Below are 20,200 nucleotides of genomic sequence, written 5' to 3' on the forward strand. Positions count from 1 at the left end.
GAATCTGATGAGAGCCGATCGCCGAGGGGCGATCGGCTTTTCGACATTTGGCAGGAATCGGGTGGGCGGCGAGGGTTCAAGGACATAATTTCCAATCACGACACCGGAGATTTTTCCATGACCATCCAGTTCAAAGCTTTGCCGACCGAAGCTGTCAGGACGCTGCAGCGTGGTGGCGTCGATGCTTATGGCCAAACGCCCGAGCGAAAGGTCTCAGATGGTGACGGCATGCCTTGCCGGCATTGTTTGAAGAACATAGGAGCCGGCGATGCCTATCTTGTTCTGGCATACAGGCCATTCCCGGAGCTTCAGCCCTATGCCGAAACCGGGCCGATCTTCCTGCATGCCGAGGCATGCGACCGCGCTGCCGAGAGCGAGGCGCTGCCCGAGATTCTCGAAAGCCCCGACTACATCGTGCGCGGCTATGGCAGGGATGACCGTATCGTCTATGGCAGCGGCGGCGTGGTCCCGACCGGAGACATCACCGGGCGGGCCAAGACCTTGTTGGAACGCGACGAGATCGCCTACGTCCATGTCCGCTCGGCGCGCAACAATTGCTACCAGTGCCGCATCGAGCGCGCTTGAGGCTGAGATTAGCCGCTGGGAACAGTTGTCGTACTCCCGTCGCATAATCGCGATAGAAAGCCATTGTCGATCGATTTGCCGACCGCGGATGAACCGGCGGCAAATCTCGACATCGAGGAAGCGGGGCTTTGGCTCCGCTTTTTTGTTGCCTGCGTTTGGCGCGGGGGTATTCCGCGCAACAAAAAAGCCCGCCGGCATGGCCGACGGGCTGCAACTGTTTGGCTGGAGGGCCTTTTAGTTGAACTTGTACTTCGCGCCGAGACGCACGGTCTGGAAGGACGGGGTGTCCTCGAGGATGCCGCCCAAGCCGAAGTCTTCCTTCTGATACTGCGAATAACGGTATTCCAAACCGACGGTCATATTGCTGGAAACGGCAGTTTCCAGGCCGCCACCGATCGAGAAGCCGCTTGAGCCCCAGTCGTAGATGTCTGCGCTACCGCCCGGCGCTTCCGCATGCAGATCGAAGTGCTGCCAGCTGTAACCGCCGAGCACATAGGCCAGCGTTGATTCGTTGACCTTGGCACCGATTCGAGCAAGGGCATCGAAGCCGTAATCGGCATCGCCCTTGATGGAAACGGGGCCGAGATCAAGCTTGGTCTGGATGCCGGAATAACGGGCATCCAACTGAACGCCAGCGACCCAGCTACCGAAATCATGATCATAGCCGACGCTCGCCTCACCGAACACGCCTTCCCCGCCAATGCCGTTGAGTTCGCCGCTACCGCCCAGCCCAAGATTGAGGTTTAGATCATGCACCATCGTGCCGGCACCGAGCGCACCGCCGATATAGAAGCCGGTCCAATCATAGGCCGGGGCGGCAAAGGACGTGCCGCCACCATTTTGCGCGCCGAAGCGATAGTTTGCCGCGACATGGAAGGTGTGGGTGGAAGGCTCGACATCAAGAGAGGCACCGCCAAGATCGAGTACCGACTTGTCACCGTAGTCCGCGTAACGATATTCGGTCTTCAACGTCCAGTTGCCACGCAGCACGGTTTCCATGCCAACGCCGAGCACATAGCCGCTGCGGTTCTGCGAAAATTCCAAGCCTTCCGCAGCGCCCGATCCGTCAAGTTTGAAATGCTGCCAGGTATACCCGCCGAGCACATAGCCCAACGTATTCGGATTGAGCAGGTAGCCGGCACGCAGGCCAACATCGAAGCCATAAGAGTTTGTCAGATCGACATCGCCGCCTGCAATGCTCAATGAGGGACCAATGTTGCTCAGATTTGCGTCAATGAAACCACCGAGCAGGAAACGCTCCGAAACCACGTAGTCGTAGCCTGCCGTCAATTCACCAAACACGCCATTTCCACCAAGGCCATTGAAGCCAAGGCCCGGCACGCTGAACTTGTGTACGCTGGCGCCAAAGCCGCCGCCGATGCCGACATAAGCACCGCTCCAGTTAAAGCCGGCAGCTTCTTCTACCGGCTGCACGACGTCTGCTGCGTGAGCAGCAGATATCAAAGCCACAGCAGAAACAGCACCAAGAAGAAAAGATTTCGCGGATGTGCGAATGAACATATGCCCGTACCCCATGAGTAAACCCAGAATGTCTCTAGCAGGGAACCGGCCGGCACGGGAATGACAAATATGCAACAATGATGAGCAAAGTGCCGTTGCGTCACATCTTTCCACGCCATGCTTTGCCTGAAAAACAGGCTCGCAAGAAAAAACCCGCCGGCATGGAACCGGCGGGCTGGATTGAAAGGAGCTGTTTTCGCGAAAATCAGGCGGCGAGTACCGCTTTCGGCTCGACCAGTTCGTAGCCGAGCGCCTCGGCGACTGCGCGGTTGGTGATCTTGCCCTTGTGGACATTGAGGCCGTTGCGCAGGTGATGATCGTCGACCAGCGCCTTCAGGCCCTTGTCGGCGAGCTGCAGGCCGTAGTGAAGCGTCGCGTTGTTGAGCGCGTGGGCCGACGTGACGGGCACGGCACCCGGCATGTTGGCGACGCAATAGTGGATGACGCCGTCGACCTCATAGGTCGGGTCGGCATGGGTGGTGGCGTGCGAGGTCTCGAAGCAGCCGCCCTGGTCGATGGCGACATCGACCAGCACCGAGCCTTTCTTCATGCCCGACAGCATTTCGCGCGAAACCAGTTTTGGCGCCGCGGCACCCGGGATCAGCACCGCGCCGACGACGATGTCGGCTGAAAAACACTCTTCTTCCAGCGCCTCGACAGTCGAGTAACGGGTGTGGACGCGGCCGGCGAAGAGATCGTCGAGCTGGCGCAATCTCGGGATCGAGCGGTCGATGATGGTGACGTCGGCGCCAAGGCCGGCCGCCATCCTGGCCGCGTGCAGGCCGACGACGCCACCGCCGAGCACGGTGACCTTGCCGGGCAGCACGCCGGGCACGCCGCCCAGCAGCACGCCGCGGCCGCCATTGGCCTTCTGCAGCGCCGTGGCGCCGGCCTGGATCGACAGGCGTCCGGCAACTTCCGACATCGGCGCCAGCAGCGGCAGGCCGCCACGGTCGTCGGTCACGGTCTCGTAGGCGATTGCGGTCACGCCGGACGCAAGCAGGCCCTTGGTCTGCTCCGGATCCGGAGCAAGGTGGAGGTAGGTATACAGGATCTGGCCTTCGCGAAGCTGCGCCCATTCGCTGGGCTGCGGCTCCTTGACCTTGACGATCATGTCCGACCTGGCGAACACCTCGGCGGCCGTCTTGGCAATCGTGGCGCCGGCGGCGCGATAGGCGTTGTCATCGGCGCCGATGCCGGCACCGGCCCCGGTCTCGACCAGCACTTCGTGGCCATGGGCGACATATTCGCGGACCGAGCCGGGGGTGAGGCCGACGCGGTATTCGTGGTTCTTGATTTCCTTGGGGCAGCCGATGCGCATTTTCTTCTCCTGATCCGGCCCTTTTGGGCTCGTTCCCTGTATGGCTGGAGTGAACCACGAATCGTTGCGCAGGTGTTTGCGAATGCGCTTGCGCCCACCGGCCGGTTTCGATAATTGTTGCGCGAAACAGCAAGATATTCGCAGGATTCACGAATAATGCCGCTCGACAGGATCGATATCGCCATTCTCGAGGCTTTGCAGAAGGATGGCAGGATACCCAATGCGGCGCTGGCCGAGAAGGTCGGCCTGTCGCAGTCGGCCTGTTCGCGCCGGCTCGACAATCTGGAGAAATCCGGAACCATTCGCGGCTACCACGCCCGGCTTTCCAATGTGGCACTTGGCCACCAGATGACGGCGATCGTGCACATATCGCTGTCGGGGCAGTTCGAGAAGACGCTGTCGGATTTCGAGGCGGCGATCAAGCGCTGCCCGAACGTGCTGTCCTGTCACCTGATGTCGGGCGAATACGACTACATCCTGCGGATCGCGGCGAAGGATCTCGTCGACTATGAGCGCATCCACAAGGAATGGCTGTCGGCGATGCCGCATGTGACCAAGATCAATTCGTCCTTTGCGCTACGCGAAATCGTCGACAGGACCGCCATGGGCATGAAGCCGGAAATGGCCTAGGCCTCCGTTACCACCCGATCCATCGGAATGTCGTGCGGCTGCGGGTAGATGGTCGCGATGCGCTGCAGCTCGTAGCCGACGCCGATGACCAGTGGCTTGAACGGCATCGCTGCCAGCGTACGGTCGAAGAAACCGCCGCCATAACCCAGGCGGTAGTTCAGGGGATCGATGCCGACGATCGGCGAGATGACGATGTCCGGCAGCACCGGATCGCCCTCGGCCGGGATCGGGATATTCCAGACACCTTTCTCCAGCCGGTCGCCTGCTTTGTAGGCGCGGAAGATCAGCGGCTGCCCCTTCTCGATGACGATGGGCAGGGCGGTGCGGCCGCCGCGTTCGTTTACGGACGCCAGCCAAGGCCGCAAATCCGGCTCGCCGCGAAACGGCCAGTAGAGACTGACCATGCGGCCGGCGATCTCGCCGATTACCGCGTCGAGGCCATCGGCGATGCGTTGCGACATTACCGTTCGCGCGTCGGCCGAAACAGCAAGACGCGCGGCGATCAGGCGTTCGCGCTCAGCCTTGCGCCAGCGTCTCACATCGGTCCAGTCGCTCGAAGGCGCACGGAATTCCGGATCGAGTTCGTGCATGAAACAGGGCGGCGAAGAATACTGCGCCGGAGCATCGTCGTCACGATCGTTGGCCATGCCTCACCTCATCGCGTGTTCGATGACGCTATACCTCGCGATACGATACAACATGTGCATTCACGACATGCAACGACGAGTCTCGGGCACTGGCCATCTGTTGTTGCATTGCACAAAAATACCTACATGCAGGACAGGCAATCTTGCTATCAAGGTGAACGAAATGAACGAAGCCAGGCATCATGTCGTCGTTGTCGGCGCGGGTTTCGGCGGCCTCGAGTTCACCCGTGCGCTTGCCGGCGCTCCCGTGCGCATCACCATGATCGACAAGCGCAACCATCACCTCTTCCAGCCGCTGCTCTACCAGGTGGCGACGACGGCGCTGGCCACCTCCGAGGTTGCCTGGCCGATCCGCCACCTCCTGCGCAAGCGCAAGGATGTGACGACGCTGCTCGCCAATGTCACCGGTGTCGACCGCGCCGGCAAGCGCGTGCTGCTCGATGACGGCAGCGCGGTCGCCTACGACACGCTGCTGCTCGCCACCGGTGCCCGCCACGCCTATTTCGGCCATGACGAATGGGAGCCGTTCGCGCCTGGCCTGAAGACGCTGGAGGACGCCACCACCATTCGGCGGCGAATTCTCCTGGCCTTCGAACAGGCCGAGCGGGAGGCTGATCCCGCCAAGCGCCAGGCGCTGCTGACCATTGCGATCGTCGGTGGCGGGCCGACCGGCGTCGAGCTTGCCGGCACCATCGTCGAGCTGGCGCATGACACGCTGCGCGGCGAGTTCCGCAACATCGACACGCGGCAGACGCGCGTGGTGCTGATCGAGGCCGGCGACCGCATTCTGGCCAATTTCGCGCCGAAACTTTCCGACTATGCCAGCAAAGCGCTCGAGCGGCTCGGCGTGACGGTCGAGCTCGGCCGGGCCGTCACGCGCTGCGACGCCGAAGGTGTCGTGTTTGGCGATAAGCAACTGGCCGTCCGAACGATCCTGTGGGCAGCCGGCGTTGCCGCTTCGCCAGCCGCTGAATGGCTGGGAGCGAAGGCGGACCGCGCGGGCAGGGTGCTGGTCGAGCCCGATCTAAGTGTGCGTGGCAGCCCGGAGATCTTCGTCATCGGCGACGCCGCTCATGTGCTGCGGCCAGACGGGCGGCCGGTTCCCGGCGTGGCGCCTTCCGCCAAGCAGGAGGGCCGACATGTTGCGGCTACCATCAAGGCCAGGCTCGGCGGCGACACGACCGCGCGTCCTTTCCACTACAGGCATGCCGGCGATCTGGCGACGATCGGCAAACGCGCCGCCGCCATCGATTTCGGCTGGATCAAGCTCACCGGCTGGCTCGCCTGGTGGCTGTGGGGAGTGGCCCACATCTATTTCCTGATCGGCTTTCGCAACCGGCTTGCTGTTTCGCTGAGCTGGCTATGGATTTACGCGACGGGGCAACGCAGCGCGCGGCTGATCACCCAGGGCGACGACGACAAGGGCTGATTTCTTCACCGGCACCGTTCATCCGCACGTCATCTGTTGCTGGTCGACTGACCTTCCGATGCACGCAACTTCTTGAATGGACTTGAGCCGATTTCGGCGCGAAGTTCGCTTCGGGGCAGGGCGTGTCACGTTGTCGATGAGGAGAAAACATGTCGCAACTGCTCCATCCCGTCTCCCGCCGCGATTTCCTCGCTGGCACCGCAGCTACAGGGGCGCTGATCGTGCTTCATCCCTTCTCCGCTCGCGCACAGGCCAACCAGGCGCATCTCCGGATCATGGAGACCACCGACATCCATGTGAACGTGCTGCCTTACGATTATTACGCCGACAAAGCGAACGACACGCTGGGCTTGTCGCGCACGGCCTCCCTGATCGACGCCGTGCGCAAGGAAGCGGTGAATTCGATGCTGATCGACAATGGCGACCTGCTGCAGGGCAATCCGATGGGCGACTACATCGCCTATGAGAAGGGCCTGAAGGACGGCGACCTGCATCCGATCATGAAGGGTATGAACCTGCTCGGCTACGAGTGCTCGACGCTGGGCAACCACGAGTTCAACTATGGCCTGTCGTTCCTGGACAAGGTGCTGGCCGGCGCCAATTTTCCCTTCGTCTGCGCCAATCTGATCCGCGGCACGGAGCTTGCCGCGAACCCGCGCGACGACAAGCTCTATCTCAAGCCCTATGTCATCCTCGACAAGAAGATCAAGGACGGTTCGGGCGCCGAGCAGCCGATCAGGATCGGCATCATCGGCTTCGTGCCGCCGCAGATCATGGTCTGGGATCTCAAGAACCTCGAAGGCAACGTCAAGACGCGCGACATCGTCGAGGCGGCCAAGGCCTGGGTGCCGCAGATGAAGGAGGCGGGCGCCGACATCGTCATTGCGCTGTCGCATTCCGGCATCGACGTGAAGCACGGCGACATGATGGAGAACGCTTCGTTCTTCGTCGCCGGCGTCGACGGCATCGACGCGGTGTTCACCGGGCACCAGCATCTGGTGTTCCCCGGCAAGAAGGATTTCCAATCGCTCGATGGTGTCGACACGCAAAAGGGCACGCTGCAGGGCAAACCCGCCGTCATGGGCGGTTTCTGGGGCTCGCATATGGGGCTGATCGACCTGATGCTGGAACGCGATGGGTCGAAATGGAAGGTCGTTTCCGCCACCTCCGAGGCGCGGCCGATCTTCGAACGCGTCGACAATAAGAACAAACCGACTGTCCCGGACGACAAGCGGATCATCGCGGCCCTTGAGCAGGACCACCAGGCAACACTGGCCTATGTGCGCCGCCCCGTTGGCAAGACCTCCGCGCCGCTCTATTCCTATTTCGCGCTGGTCGCCGACGATCCGTCGGTGCAGGTCGTCAGCCAGGCGCAGACCTGGTACCTCAGGGATATTCTGAAGAACACGCAATGGAAGGATGTGCCGCTGCTGTCGGCGGCCGCTCCGTTCAAGGCCGGCGGACGCAACGGCGCCGACTACTATACCGACGTGCCCGCCGGCGATATCGCTATCAAGAACGTCGCCGACCTCTATCTCTATCCCAACACCGTGCGTGCGGTCGAAATCACCGGTGGGCAGGTCAAGGAATGGCTGGAAATGTCGGCCGGGATCTTCAACCGGATCGAGCCAGGGAAGGCCGACCAGGCCCTCATCAACACCGATTTTCCGTCCTACAATTTCGACGTCATCGACGGCGTCACCTATAAAATAGACCTGTCGCAGCCGCCGAAATACGATGCCAAGGGCGGGCTGGCTAACGCTGGCGCCAATCGCATCGTCGACCTGAGTTTCGACGGAAAACCGATTGATCCCAAACAGAAATTCGTCGTCGCGACCAACAACTACCGGGCCGGCGGCGGCGGCAATTTCCCTGATATCAATGCCTCGAAGATCATTTACGAAGCGCCGGACACCAATCGCGACGTCATCGTCCGCTACATCGTCAGCGAAGGTACAATCAACCCGTCCGCGGACGACAACTGGTCGTTCGCGCCGCTGCCTGGAACCAGCGCCGTGTTCGAAACCGGCGCCAAGGCGAAGGATTTTATTGCGCAGGTGAAATCGCTGAAGATCGAGCCGGCAGGCGAGGGCGAGGCAGGTTTCGCGAAATACCGCATCCTGCTTTGAAGGGTGGTTTGGGTCGGCTTGAGTCCCGGCCTTATGGCGTGGATTGAGCCGGCTGGGTGAAACGTTCCTTGATGTCAGGCATGACGAGATCCAGCGCATCGGTGGAAATGCCGCCGGAATAACCGTTCGGCAGCTGCTTGATCAGTTCGGGATCGTCCAGCCCTTGCGAAAAGTCGCCGCCGGTGTACGGGCCGAGCAGATAGACGCGGCTGTCGACGCCTTGCATGCGATCGAGAAACCGGTTCGGCCAACCCCACATCCATTTCGCGATGTTGACGGGAATGAGCAAGGTACCTTTTCGGCAGGCATCTGGAACATAGCCGCTCCAGCCAAGCGCGGCATAGCGCAGAATGCATTGCGTCAGCGACGCGCGGCTCAGCGTATGCATGTCCGGCAGTGCTGCCTTGACTGCGGCAATCGGCTTGTCGCCGCCATAGACCGAGAGATAGAAGCGCTCGTTCGGCGATAGCATGGCAAGCCGTGCGGCCAGCTTTTCGCCTTCGCCCGGATCGTTGCTCTTGACGTTGATGTTGAAGCGGCGGGCCGGGAAGTGCGCCAGAACCTCATCCAGCGACGGCATCATGCCGATACCCTTGCCGCGAAACGGAAAGGTCTTGCCGCCATCCGCCGTATAGCCATAGCCGACATCGAGGGTCTTCAACTCGGCCATGGAATGGTTGCGTGTTTCTCCCTTGCCTTCCGTGCGGCAATCCAGCGTCCAGTCGTGGAAGACGGCGAAATTGCCGTCTGTCGTCGGGTGAACATCCAGTTCGAGCGCGTCAGCGTCCAGCGCGAAGGCTGCTTCCATCGAGGGGATCGTGTTTTCGAGGTAGGCATGGCGCGGCGGCAACATGCGACTGGCCGTGCACGTCTCACCCGTCATGCCTTCCCGTGCGTAGTCCTGGGCAAGGCCGCGATGGGCAAGCACTTCCGGCTTGCCGGCGGGGCGGCTCGACAACAGCGAGGTGTTGTTGAGCCAGATGCCCGCCGCGGCGACAACGATGATGCCGAAGAAGATCGTCCGTTTGCGCATCAAGTGATTTCCGATTCGTCCGTCCTGCGCGGCATCCTGCTTTGCGATCGGACTTTTTGACGGCGAGCGGGCGGCGATATCGAGATCATCCTCGATATCGCCTGGTCGGCGGCAATGAAATCGAAGAACGCGTCGACTTACGCCTTGTAGACCACCTGGCGCACGTCGATGTAGCTGGCGCGGAATCCGGCCTCGCAATAGTGCAGGTAGAACTCCCAGAGCTTCTTGAAGCGGTCGTCGAAGCCGAGCGGGACGATCTTCTCCCATGACGCCCAGAACCGGTGGCGCCATTCGGCAAGCGTGCGCGCATAGTCATCCGGAAACACGCGCTCGCGCAGATGGGCAAGGCCATGATCCTTGCCCAGTGTCTTCAGGATCGACGGTGTCGGCAGCATGCCACCCGGGAAAACATAGCGCTGGATGAAATCCGGCCTTGCGCGATATGTGTCGTAGGCGGCTTCGTTGATGGTGATGATCTGCAGGCCGGCGGTGCCGCCGGGTCTCAGGCAAGCCTTCATCTTGCCGAAAAACACCGGCCAGTATTTCTCGCCGACCGCCTCGAACATCTCGATCGAGGCGATGCGGTCATAGGTGCCGGTTTCGTCGCGATAGTCCTGCAGCTTGATGTCGACCTTGTCGGCAAGGCCAGCCTTGGCGATGCGAGCCGTTGCAAAATCGTGCTGCTCGCGGCTGATCGTCAACCCGGTGACGCGGCAGCCGATCTCGCGCGCGGCGAATTCGGCGAAGCCACCCCAGCCACAGCCGATTTCCAGCACATGGTCCTTCGGGCCGATCCCTGTGTCTTTCGCCAGCGCGCGATATTTGGCGGCCTGGGCGCTTTCCAGGTCGTTGGCGCCGGTCGTGTAGAGCGCCGAGGAATAGGTCATGCTCGGATCGAGCCATTGCTTGTAAAAGGCGTTGCCGAGGTCGTAATGCGCCGAGATATTGCGCTTCGAACCGGTGCGGGTGTTCTGGTTGAACCAGTGGCGGATGCGCTGGACGGTGTTGATCAGCCAACTGGTGCCGCCCGCGATACGCTCGCCAATGACCGAATTGACCACGAATAGCTCCAGGAAGCTGGTCACATCAGGGCTTTCCCAATCGCCGTCCATGTAGGATTCGGCTACGCCGATCGTGCCGCCGGAAAAGGCGCGGCCGGGCAAGCGCCAATTCTTCAGCACCAGTTCGGCATCTGGGCCAGGTCCCTTGCCGCCGACGAGGACGGCGCGGCCGTCCGGCAGCCTCACCTTGAGCGAACCGCGCGGCAGGTTCATCGCCGCCGACAGCACCATGCGCGCTTTCGCCGGCAGACCTTTGACGATCTCGGCGAAATTGAACTCATCGAGCCTGACCGCGTCGCTCAATGCTGCGCCAAATAGTTCCTTTTGTGCCATCTCGTGCCCCCTGGATTTCCGCGGTGTCGGGGCAGATTGCCGAGCCACGGTTCTCTTGGATCATTCGCCAGCTTCGAACGCCGTTGCCGGTCCCGGGCGCTGACCGGCTCAGTGACGGGCGGGCTCGAATGAAACACGCGCTCTTTTACCAGAGCTTTAGCGCTTCCCAGTGAATCCCTGCGGCGATCTTCCACGTCATGCGGCGAAACTTCAAGAGGCAGGCCGCAAGCGGGGCTGTGCCACGCGGAATGCTTGCGCCAGCGAGAATCCGCTTTTTTGCACAGCAAAGGCCGAGCGCGCAAAAAACGCCTATGGTCGCAGAATTGCTCGTGCGATAGATCTAGCCATGCGTTATGTAATCGCCATTGCCGCCATCGCGTTTTTCCTGATCTGGGATGGCATGTACAATCAGGGCCGCTATCTCGACACAACAGTGAGAGAGCTTAGCCATGTTGTGCGATATGTTACCGGCAGAGCTTAACTCCAGTGGCGGCAGCCGCGACATCCTAGTCGATTGACGCCAACGTCCTGCCGTCACAAAAGACCCCAGCATTTTGATCGAGGAGGCGGGGTTGATCCGGCATATCGTTTTCTTCAGCGCACGGCGAAAAGAGGATGTCGAGGCTGTGCGCACCGGCTTGCTGGCGCTCGGCAACATTCCTCATTCCAGCCTGTTCGAGGTCACGCTCAACACCAAGGTGGATCCGCTGTCGGACGAGGTCGACGTGGTCGTCTATGCGGAGTTCGCCGATGACGCCGCGCTGGCCGCCTACAAGGCGCACCCGCTCTATGCGCAGACCACCAGCAAGGTCAAACCGATGCGCGAACTGCGCTATTCCGCCGATGTCATTGCCGGAAGCTGATCGAGGCTTTGTCCCAACTGGTGCCTTTTTCGACGTCCGGTGAACTGGCGGGGGCGAAATGGCCGGGATTGCGATCAAGTCTTGAACCGATTTGCGGAATGATGCACATCGCGGCTGCATGACCCGAACCATCACTGGCACTCATCCGCTCGATCACCTGGTGCTGCCAACGCAGAGCCTTGAGGTGGCGCGAGCCCGGCTCGCCGCGCTTGGCTTCGTCGTGGCCCCGACCGGCATCCATCCCTTCGGAACGGAAAACTGCTGTGTTTTCCTGGCCGACGGCACGTATCTCGAACCGCTGGCGGTCGGCGACGAGCAGGTGGCGGCAAAGGCTATCGCGGACGGCAATGTCTTCGTCACGCGTGATCGCGCCTATCGCGACAGCAACGGCGACGAGGGGTTTTCCGCCATTGTTCTAGGTACGGGCAATGCCGATGCCGACCATGCACGCTATGTCGATGCCGGCATCTCGGCGGGAGACATGCTGGGTTTTTCGCGCGCTTTCACCGACCCAGCCGGCAAGAGCGACATCGCATCGTTCAAGCTCGCTTTCGCGGCCGGAGCCGAAGCCACGGACGCCTTCCTGTTTGCCTGCGAGCGGGTCAACGCGCCTGATGTCGACCGCGCGGCTTTGCAGGCCCACGCCAACGGCGCGACCGGAATTGTCGAGATCTTGGCGGTCAGCGATGCGCCTGGAAAGCAGCATGAGTTGATTTCTGTCACGGTGGACAATCCGGCCGCCGAAAGGCAGGGCGGCATGTTTTCCCTGCCGAATGCAGATTTGAGCGTGCTTGACCGCGCGGCTTTCACCGCGCGCTTTGGCCTGCCGGCCGGCGCGCCGACAGATCTACGCTTCGCAGCGGTGGTCTTTTCGGTTCGGAACGCCAATGTGACATCGAGGCTGCTTGCGGCCAATTCCATCCAACACGATATAGCGGGCAATGATATTGTCGTGCAGCCTGCACCCGGACAGGGCGCGGCTTTCATCTTCCGGGAGACCAAATGAACAAGCCCGTCGCGCCCAATTCAGCGGTAATTGTCGGCAATGTCGTCTTCGACAACAAGGCGGCTCTGTCGCTGATCGCCGGCCCGTGCCAGTTCGAGTCGCGTCAGCACGCTTTCGACATGGCCGGCGCGCTGAAGGAACTGACCGGCAGGCTCGGAATAGGCCTCGTCTACAAGACCAGCTACGACAAGGCCAACCGCACCTCGCTGTCGGCGACGCGCGGCGCCGGCATGGACGCGGCACTTCCCGTCTTCGACGAACTGCGCAAGGAATTTTCGCTCCCGGTGCTGACCGATGTCCACACCGAGGAGCAGTGCGCCATCGTGGCGCCGCATGTCGATGTCCTGCAGATTCCGGCTTTCCTGTCGCGCCAGACCGACATGCTGGTCGCCGCGGCGAAAACCGGCAAGGTCATCAACGTGAAGAAGGGACAGTTCCTTGCCCCCTGGGACATGAAGAACGTCGTCGCCAAGATCACCGGATCCGGCAATGCCAATGTGCTGACCACCGAGCGCGGTGCTTCTTTCGGCTACAACACGCTGGTCTCCGACATGCGCGCTTTGCCTGTCATGGCAGAGATCGGCGCGCCGGTGATCTTCGATGCGACCCATTCGGTGCAGCAGCCGGGCGGGCAGGGCAGTTCCTCGGGCGGTGAACGTCGTTTTGTCGAGACGCTGGCGCGCGCGGCCGTCGCTGTCGGCGTTGCCGGCGTCTTCATCGAGACCCATCAGGATCCTGACAACTCGACCTCTTCCGACGGCCCCAACATGCTGCCGTTGAAGGACATGCCCGCTCTACTCGAGCGGCTGATGGCATTCGACCGCATCGCCAAGGGTCTCTAGGCCGGACATATCCTCTGTCGACCGCCGATGCTTGTGGACGGCGCAAGCCGCCTGTACGCTCTACCGGCAAATGAGCGTTTTGGCAGGAGGAAGCCATGTCTGTCGCCCGCGTCACCGAAATCACATCGTCGTCGAAGAAGAGCTTTCAGGACGCCATCGAACAGGGAATTGCGCGCGCATCCAAAACGCTGAAGAACGTCGAGGGCGCCTGGATCCAGGACCAGAAGATCGTCGTCCAGGACGGCAAGATCGTTGCTTATCGCGTCAACATGAAGGTTACCTTCATCCTCGCGGAGTGATCGGTCGACGCCGAAAAAGTCGGGAACCTTCGCCCGCGCCCCTCATTGTCCAAGTATGGTTCGAAACCACAATGAGGAGCACAATCATGGCAACCCAGACTGGCCACACCCAAGCCATCGCCGCTTCGCGGGTCATCGGCACATCGGTCTACAACACCGAAGGCACAAGCATCGGCAGCATAGAGGATGTGATGCTCGACAAGATGGCGAACGGCATCATGTTCGCGGTCATCGGCTTTGGCGGCTTCCTTGGTATCGGCGAGAAATATCACGCCATTCCCTGGGCAAGCCTCGACTATGATGAGGACAAGGGCGGTTATGTCGTGCCGTTTTCCAAGGAACAACTCAGGGCGGCACCGGCCTATTCGATCAACGAACTGACCGGTGCCGATGGCGAGGCGGCGCGCGACGAATCCTACAATTATTACAAGGTCACGCCTTACTGGCATTAACAACAACGACAAAGCGGCCCCGTCGAGAGAGACGGGGCCGCTTTGGATTCCGGCTTATTCGCTGACGTGTAAGGGGGCCATCGCCTTCGGCGGCGACTGCTGATTGTCGCATGACGTCAGGAATGCCGCCGCGATTAGAAACAGACTCACGATACCGCTCAACTGAGACATGGCGAAACTCCTCCTGTTTCGCCCCGCGCGCTGCACCTTAACCGGAAGTCAGCCGACCGTACATGACTTATGATGACGGCGATTTGCGCTTCGTGAATCGTTCGGAGGCCGATGCCGCGGCAATAATTGCCAGCGGGCCGATTGCCTTTTGCAGCACTTTGGCTAAGACGTGCGGCATTCTTCAGATCAATCGAGGACATCGCAAATGACCGCCATCGTCGACATTGTCGGGCGTGAAATCCTGGACAGCCGTGGAAATCCGACCGTCGAGGTCGATGTCATTCTCGAAGACGGCTCGATGGGCCGCGCGGCGGTGCCGTCGGGTGCTTCGACCGGTGCCCACGAGGCCGTCGAACTGCGCGACGGCGGCGCCCGCTATCTCGGCAAAGGCGTGCTCAAAGCCGTCGAGGCGGTGAACGGCGAGCTGTTCGAGGCCATCGGCGGCATGGAAGCCGAAAACCAGATTCATATCGACCAGACCATGATCGAGCTCGACGGCACGCCCAACAAGAGCCGGCTTGGCGCCAACGCCATTCTCGGCGTTTCGCTGGCGGTGGCCAAGGCGGCCGCTGATGCCGCCGGCCTGCCGCTCTACCGTTATGTCGGAGGCACCAAGGCGCATCTCCTGCCGGTACCGATGATGAACATCATCAATGGCGGCGCGCATGCCGACAACCCGATCGATTTCCAGGAATTCATGATCCTGCCGATCGGCGCGCCGACGCTGCGCGAAGGTGTCCGCTGGGGTTCGGAAATCTTCCATACGCTGCGCAAGAAACTGAAGGATGCCGGCCACAACACCAATGTCGGCGACGAGGGCGGCTTTGCCCCGAACCTGAAAAGCGCTCCGGTGGCGCTCGATTTCATCATGGAATCGATCGAGCAGGCCGGCTTCAAGCCGGGCGAGGAAATCGCGCTCGGCCTCGATTGCGCCGCGACCGAGTTCTTCAAGGACGGCAACTACGTCTATGAAGGCGAGAAAAAGACGCGCGATCCCAAGGCCCAGGCCAAATACCTGGCCAAGCTTGCCGCCGACTATCCGATCATCTCGATCGAGGACGGTCTTGCCGAGGACGATTGGGAAGGCTGGAAGTACCTGACCGACCTGATCGGCAAGAAGACGCAGCTGGTTGGCGACGATTTGTTCGTCACCAACACGGCGCGGCTGCGCGACGGCATCCGCATGGGGGTTGCCAACTCGATCCTAGTTAAGGTCAACCAGATCGGCTCGCTTACGGAAACGCTCGACGCCGTCGAGACCGCGCACAAGGCCGGCTACGCCGCCGTGATGTCGCACCGCTCGGGCGAAACCGAGGATTCGACCATTGCCGATCTCGCCGTCGCCACCAATTGCGGACAGATCAAGACCGGCTCGCTGTCGCGCTCGGACCGCATGGCCAAGTATAATCAGCTGATCCGCATCGAGGAAGAGCTCGGCAAGCAGGCAAGCTACGCCGGCAAGTCGGTGGTCAAGGGCTGATCCGGAAACACCGGCTCATCGATACCGGACAAAAGGGCGGAGCATTCCCGCCCTTTTTCGTTTCGGCGCCGCCAAACAGGTCACCCGTAACCGTCCGTTAAGCACAATCGGGCGAGAAAGATCGTGAGCCGCCTGAGTTCGCGGGCTAGAGCCGGATGATCTCAGGTCTGTTCGACCTGAAATCTGAATCCGACTCTAAATCAAAGAATAGAGCATGATGTCGTCCGAAAACCGCTTCACACTTTTCGGCATCATGCTCTAGAGGAATCGGGCGATGTGGACGCGTCAGCACAAGCAGAGAAACACCGGCCGGCTGATCATTCCCTCGCTTTGCGTGGCGTTCCTGGCCTATTTCGGCTTTCATGCCTATCACGGCGAATTCGGTATCTACTCGAAATATCAGCTGGAAGCCCAGACGGTTGCGCTGCAAGGCCAGCTCGATGCGATCAAGGCGCGCCGCATGGAGCTCGAGCGCCGCGTTCGGCTGATGCATGAAGGCACGCTCGAGAAGGACATGCTCGATGAGCAGGCGCGCAAGGCGCTCAATCTGTCCCAAGCCGACGAAATCACCATTATGTTGCCGGCCTCGGCGAAATAACTGATTTCAAGTTAATCACCAATATTTTCAATGATTTTAATCGCTTAGGCGCATGCCAGCTATGCAAATTCGGCATGGCGCAACGCTTTGACGCGTGTTAGCCTCCCTAAAATCGGTGGGGAGGAGCTGATCTCCCCAGAGCAGATTTCATCCTGCTCTAATGTCCACGAAGAGACGCCAACAGGGAGTGATGCATGGCCACCGCCGCCAGAAAAGCGCCTGCCAAATCCAAATCCGACGGCAAATCGGGGCTTTCGGCCCCCAAACCTGTCGAATTCACCAAGGACGAAGAGCTTGCCGCTTACCGGCACATGCTGCTCATCCGTCGTTTCGAGGAAAAGGCCGGCCAGCTCTACGGCATGGGTTTCATCGGCGGCTTCTGCCACCTCTATATCGGCCAGGAAGCGGTCGTCACCGGCATGAAGATGGCGCTGATCGACGGCGATCAGATGATCACCGCCTATCGCGACCACGGCCACATGCTGGCGATGGAGCTGTCGCCGCGCGGCGTCATGGCCGAGCTGACCGGGCGTCGCGGCGGCCTGTCACGGGGCAAGGGTGGCTCCATGCACATGTTCTCCAAGGAAAAGCACTTTTATGGCGGCCACGGCATCGTCGGCGCGCAGGTGTCGCTCGGCACGGGCTTGGCCTTCGCCAACCGCTACCGCGACAACAACAATGTCTCGCTGACCTATTTCGGCGACGGTGCGGCCAACCAGGGCCAGGTCTATGAAAGCTTCAACATGGCCTCGCTGTGGAAGCTGCCGGTGATCTACATCATCGAGAACAACCGGTATGCCATGGGCACCTCGGTGTCGCGCTCTTCGGCGGAAACCAATTTTTCGCACCGTGGCGCTTCGTTCAAGATTCCCGGCATCCAGGTCGACGGCATGGACGTGCGCGCCGTCAAGGCCGCCGGCGACCAGGCGACCGAATGGTGCCGCGCCGGCAACGGACCGATCATTCTCGAAATGCAGACCTACCGCTATCGCGGTCACTCGATGTCCGATCCGGCGAAATACCGCTCGAAGGAAGAAGTGCAGAAGATGCGCTCCGACCATGACCCGATCGAACAGGTCAAGGCGCGGCTGATCGAGAAGAAGTGGGCAACCGAGGACGAGCTTAAGACCATCGACAAGGAGGTCCGCGACATCGTCGCTGACGCCGCCGAATTTGCCCAGAACGATGCAGAGCCGGATCCGTCCGAGCTCTGGACCGATATCGTATTGTAACGGGAGGGCAAGGACATGCCGATCGAAATTCTCATGCCCGCTCTCTCGCCGACCATGGAAGAGGGCAATCTTTCCAAGTGGTTGAAGAATGAGGGCGACAAGGTCGTCGCCGGCGACGTCATCGCCGAGATCGAAACCGACAAGGCGACGATGGAAGTCGAGGCCGTCGACGAAGGCACGCTTGGCAAGATCCTGATCGCCGCCGGCACCGAAGGCGTCAAGGTCAACACACCGATTGCCGTTTTGCTGCAGGACGGCGAAAGTGCCGGCGATATCGGCAAGTCCTCGGCTCCCGCCAAGGCGGAAGCACCGGCAAAGGCAGAGGCTCCAGCCGCGGCGGAGGACAAGGCGGAGGCCGCAAAACCGGCTGCCGCGCCGGTGGCTGCTGCACCGAAGACGGAAATCGCCGCCGATCCGGACATTCCGGCCGGCACGGAGATGGTCTCGACCACGGTGCGCGAAGCGCTGCGCGATGCGATGGCCGAGGAAATGCGCCGCGACGGCGATGTCTTCGTCATGGGCGAGGAGGTCGCCGAATACCAGGGCGCCTACAAGATCACGCAAGGGCTGCTGCAGGAATTCGGGCCGCGGCGCGTCGTCGACACGCCGATCACCGAGCATGGCTTTGCCGGCGTCGGCGTCGGCGCGGCGATGGCCGGCCTGAAGCCGATCGTCGAGTTCATGACCTTCAACTTCGCCATGCAGGCGATCGACCAGATCATCAACTCCGCCGCCAAGACGCTCTACATGTCTGGCGGCCAGATGGGTGCGCCGATCGTTTTCCGTGGACCGAACGGCGCCGCCGCACGCGTCGCCGCACAGCACTCACAGTGCTATGCCGCCTGGTATAGCCACATTCCGGGCCTGAAAGTGGTGATGCCCTACACCGCCGCCGACGCCAAGGGCTTGTTGAAGGCGGCGATCCGCGATCCCAATCCGATCATCTTCCTCGAGAATGAGATCCTCTATGGCCAGTCCTTCGACGTGCCGAAGCTGGATGATTTCGTGCTGCCGATCGGCAAGGCGCGCATCCACAAGACCGGCAAGGACGTCACCATCGTCTCTTTCGGCATCGGCATGACCTATGCGGTCAAGGCGGAAGCCGAGCTGCGCGGCTTGGGCATCGATGCCGAGATCATCGACTTGCGCACGATCCGGCCGCTCGATCTCGACACCATCATCGCCTCGGTCAAGAAGACCAACCGGCTGATCGTTGTCGAAGAGGGATATCCGCAGAACTCGGTCGGCGACCATATCGCCAACCAGGTGTCGCAGCGCGCCTTCGATTTCCTCGACGCGCCGATCATCACCATCGCCGGCAAGGATGTGCCGATGCCCTATGCCGCCAACCTCGAGAAACTGGCTTTGCCGAACGTCGGCGAAGTCATCGAGGCGGTCAAAGCCGTCACATATCGCTGAACCGGGCGGGAGGACAAAAATGCCAATCAACATCACCATGCCGGCCCTGTCGCCCACGATGGAAGAGGGCAATCTGTCCAAGTGGCTCGTCAAGGAAGGCGACAAGGTTTCGCCGGGCGATGTCATTGCCGAGATCGAGACCGACAAGGCGACGATGGAAGTCGAGGCTGTCGATGAGGGCACGGTCGCAAAGCTCGTCGTTCCCGCCGGCACCGAAGGCGTCAAGGTCAACGCTCTGATCGCCGTGCTCGCTGCCGAAGGTGAGGATGCAGGTGCTGCCGCGAAAAGCGGGGGCGATGCTGCTCCAGCGAAAGCCGAGGCCAAGCAGGACAAGGCGCCAATCTCCCCACCCGTGGGGGAGATGTCGACGAAGTCGACAGAGGGGGGCGCTGTCCCGCCGTCCTCTCAGCGCGAGACGCCCCCCTCTGGCCTGCCGGCCATCTCTCCCACAAGGGGGGAGATCAGCCAGTCGCCGGAAGGACGCACCTTCGCGTCGCCGCTCGCACGTCGCATAGCCAAGGAAGCCGGTGTCGATGTGTCTGCCGTGACCGGCACCGGCCCGCATGGCCGGGTGGTGAGGGCCGATGTCGACGCGGCCATTGCCGGTGGCGGCGCCCAGACGGCGCCTGCCGCCAAGGCTCCGGCTGGCGTGCCGGCTGCTGCTCCTGCCGCACCGGTAAAGGCGATGTCGGACGATCAGGTCCTGAAACTGTTCGAACAGGGCTCCTACGACCTTGTCCCGCATGACAATATGCGCAAGACCATTGCGCGCCGCCTGGTCGAGGCCAAGACCACCATTCCGCATTTCTACCTGACGCTCGACTGCGAGCTCGATGCGCTGCTGGCGCTGCGCACGCAGATCAATGCGGCAGCCCCGGTGAAGAAGACCGACAAGGGTGATGCTCCGGCCTANAAGCTGTCGGTCAACGATATGGTNATCAAGGCGATGGCGATGGCGCTGAAGGCGGTGCCCGATGCCAATGCCTCGTGGACCGAAAGCGCCATGGTCAAGCACAGGCACGCCGATGTCGGCGTTGCCGTGTCGATCCCCGGCGGGCTGATCACACCGATCATCCGCAAAGCCGACGAAAAGACGCTGTCCACCATCTCCAACGAGATGAAGGACCTCGCCAGTCGCGCCCGCAGCCG

General features: G+C 61.4%; 19 protein-coding genes. 14 read left to right on the forward strand and 5 right to left on the reverse strand.

Features of this window, described 5'->3' with window-relative positions; translation table 11 throughout:
* Window positions 1-117: 117 nt before the first annotated feature.
* Entirely contained in the window at window positions 118-585 is a 468-nt protein-coding gene (locus tag M729_RS0126590) for a DUF1203 domain-containing protein (protein ID WP_027163372.1), read from the forward strand.
* A gap of 234 nt (window positions 586-819) precedes the next feature.
* Here the strand turns inward: M729_RS0126590 and M729_RS0126595 are convergent, their stop codons facing one another.
* Both M729_RS0126595 and ald read right to left on the reverse strand, forming a co-directional pair.
* On the reverse strand, window positions 820-2,106 hold the full coding sequence (locus tag M729_RS0126595; protein WP_027163373.1) for an outer membrane beta-barrel protein: 1,287 nt from the start codon (window positions 2,104-2,106) through the stop codon (window positions 820-822).
* Between the two features lie 205 nt (window positions 2,107-2,311).
* A complete protein-coding gene (gene ald, locus M729_RS0126600) occupies window positions 2,312-3,427 on the reverse strand; it encodes an alanine dehydrogenase (protein WP_027163374.1) in 1,116 nt (371 codons plus the stop codon).
* A gap of 156 nt (window positions 3,428-3,583) precedes the next feature.
* Here ald and M729_RS0126605 point away from each other — a divergent pair, with 156 nt between their 5' ends.
* Window positions 3,584-4,057, forward strand: a complete 474-nt coding sequence (locus M729_RS0126605) for an Lrp/AsnC family transcriptional regulator (RefSeq protein ID WP_024505089.1) — start codon at window positions 3,584-3,586, stop codon at window positions 4,055-4,057.
* Here M729_RS0126605 and M729_RS0126610 read toward each other — a convergent pair.
* Window positions 4,054-4,704: a 5-formyltetrahydrofolate cyclo-ligase gene (locus M729_RS0126610; RefSeq protein ID WP_027163375.1), complete on the reverse strand. Its 651-nt coding sequence runs from the start codon at window positions 4,702-4,704 to the stop codon at window positions 4,054-4,056. The two genes, M729_RS0126605 and M729_RS0126610, sit on opposite strands and share 4 nt — an antisense overlap.
* 163 nt (window positions 4,705-4,867) lie before the next feature.
* On the opposite strand from M729_RS0126610, the gene M729_RS0126615 reads away from it, so the two are divergent.
* Both M729_RS0126615 and M729_RS0126620 read left to right on the forward strand, forming a co-directional pair.
* Complete coding sequence (locus M729_RS0126615) at window positions 4,868-6,133, forward strand: NAD(P)/FAD-dependent oxidoreductase (protein WP_027163376.1); 1,266 nt, start codon at window positions 4,868-4,870, stop codon at window positions 6,131-6,133.
* Window positions 6,134-6,282: 149 nt separating this feature from the next.
* Entirely contained in the window at window positions 6,283-8,262 is a 1,980-nt protein-coding gene (locus tag M729_RS0126620) for a bifunctional 2',3'-cyclic-nucleotide 2'-phosphodiesterase/3'-nucleotidase (RefSeq protein WP_027163377.1), read from the forward strand.
* Window positions 8,263-8,293: 31 nt separating this feature from the next.
* On the opposite strand, the gene M729_RS0126625 is transcribed toward M729_RS0126620, so the two are convergent.
* Window positions 8,294-9,295 carry a glycerophosphodiester phosphodiesterase family protein gene (locus M729_RS0126625; protein WP_027163378.1) on the reverse strand — a complete coding sequence of 334 codons (1,002 nt, stop codon included), beginning with the start codon at window positions 9,293-9,295 and terminating at the stop codon, window positions 8,294-8,296.
* 137 nt (window positions 9,296-9,432) lie between these two features.
* Complete coding sequence (locus tag M729_RS0126630; protein ID WP_013531472.1) at window positions 9,433-10,689, reverse strand: cyclopropane-fatty-acyl-phospholipid synthase family protein; 1,257 nt, start codon at window positions 10,687-10,689, stop codon at window positions 9,433-9,435.
* A 572-nt stretch (window positions 10,690-11,261) separates the two neighbouring features.
* Here M729_RS0126630 and M729_RS0126640 point away from each other — a divergent pair.
* The 10 genes from M729_RS0126640 to M729_RS0126690 all read left to right on the forward strand — a co-directional run.
* Window positions 11,262-11,552, forward strand: a complete 291-nt coding sequence (locus M729_RS0126640; protein ID WP_027163379.1) for a Dabb family protein — start codon at window positions 11,262-11,264, stop codon at window positions 11,550-11,552.
* Window positions 11,553-11,670: 118 nt separating this feature from the next.
* Entirely contained in the window at window positions 11,671-12,558 is an 888-nt protein-coding gene (locus M729_RS0126645) for a VOC family protein (protein WP_027163380.1), read from the forward strand.
* The gene (kdsA, locus tag M729_RS0126650) at window positions 12,555-13,400 is read left to right on the forward strand and encodes a 3-deoxy-8-phosphooctulonate synthase (protein ID WP_027163381.1); all 846 of its coding nucleotides are present in this window, start codon (window positions 12,555-12,557) and stop codon (window positions 13,398-13,400) included. Before M729_RS0126645 ends, kdsA begins: the two co-directional genes overlap by 4 nt.
* A 95-nt stretch (window positions 13,401-13,495) precedes the next feature.
* Complete coding sequence (locus M729_RS0126655; RefSeq protein ID WP_013531476.1) at window positions 13,496-13,699, forward strand: dodecin family protein; 204 nt, start codon at window positions 13,496-13,498, stop codon at window positions 13,697-13,699.
* Window positions 13,700-13,785: 86 nt separating this feature from the next.
* Window positions 13,786-14,151: a PRC-barrel domain-containing protein gene (locus M729_RS0126660; protein WP_027163382.1), complete on the forward strand. Its 366-nt coding sequence runs from the start codon at window positions 13,786-13,788 to the stop codon at window positions 14,149-14,151.
* Between the two features lie 376 nt (window positions 14,152-14,527).
* Window positions 14,528-15,802: a phosphopyruvate hydratase gene (gene eno / locus M729_RS0126670; protein ID WP_027163383.1), complete on the forward strand. Its 1,275-nt coding sequence runs from the start codon at window positions 14,528-14,530 to the stop codon at window positions 15,800-15,802.
* Window positions 15,803-16,076: 274 nt separating this feature from the next.
* Window positions 16,077-16,400 carry a septum formation initiator family protein gene (locus M729_RS0126675; protein ID WP_013531480.1) on the forward strand — a complete coding sequence of 108 codons (324 nt, stop codon included), beginning with the start codon at window positions 16,077-16,079 and terminating at the stop codon, window positions 16,398-16,400.
* A gap of 194 nt (window positions 16,401-16,594) precedes the next feature.
* A complete protein-coding gene (gene pdhA / locus M729_RS0126680) occupies window positions 16,595-17,632 on the forward strand; it encodes a pyruvate dehydrogenase (acetyl-transferring) E1 component subunit alpha (RefSeq protein ID WP_013531481.1) in 1,038 nt (345 codons plus the stop codon).
* Between the two features lie 15 nt (window positions 17,633-17,647).
* Window positions 17,648-19,051: a pyruvate dehydrogenase complex E1 component subunit beta gene (locus M729_RS0126685; RefSeq protein WP_027163384.1), complete on the forward strand. Its 1,404-nt coding sequence runs from the start codon at window positions 17,648-17,650 to the stop codon at window positions 19,049-19,051.
* 19 nt (window positions 19,052-19,070) lie between these two features.
* Window positions 19,071-20,200 (forward strand): 2-oxo acid dehydrogenase subunit E2 (locus M729_RS0126690; RefSeq protein ID WP_027163385.1); only part of this gene is annotated, 1,130 nt, incomplete at its 3' end.

It is taken from the genome of Mesorhizobium sp. WSM1293 (assembly GCF_000513875.1).
Lineage (GTDB): Bacteria > Pseudomonadota > Alphaproteobacteria > Rhizobiales > Rhizobiaceae > Mesorhizobium > Mesorhizobium ciceri.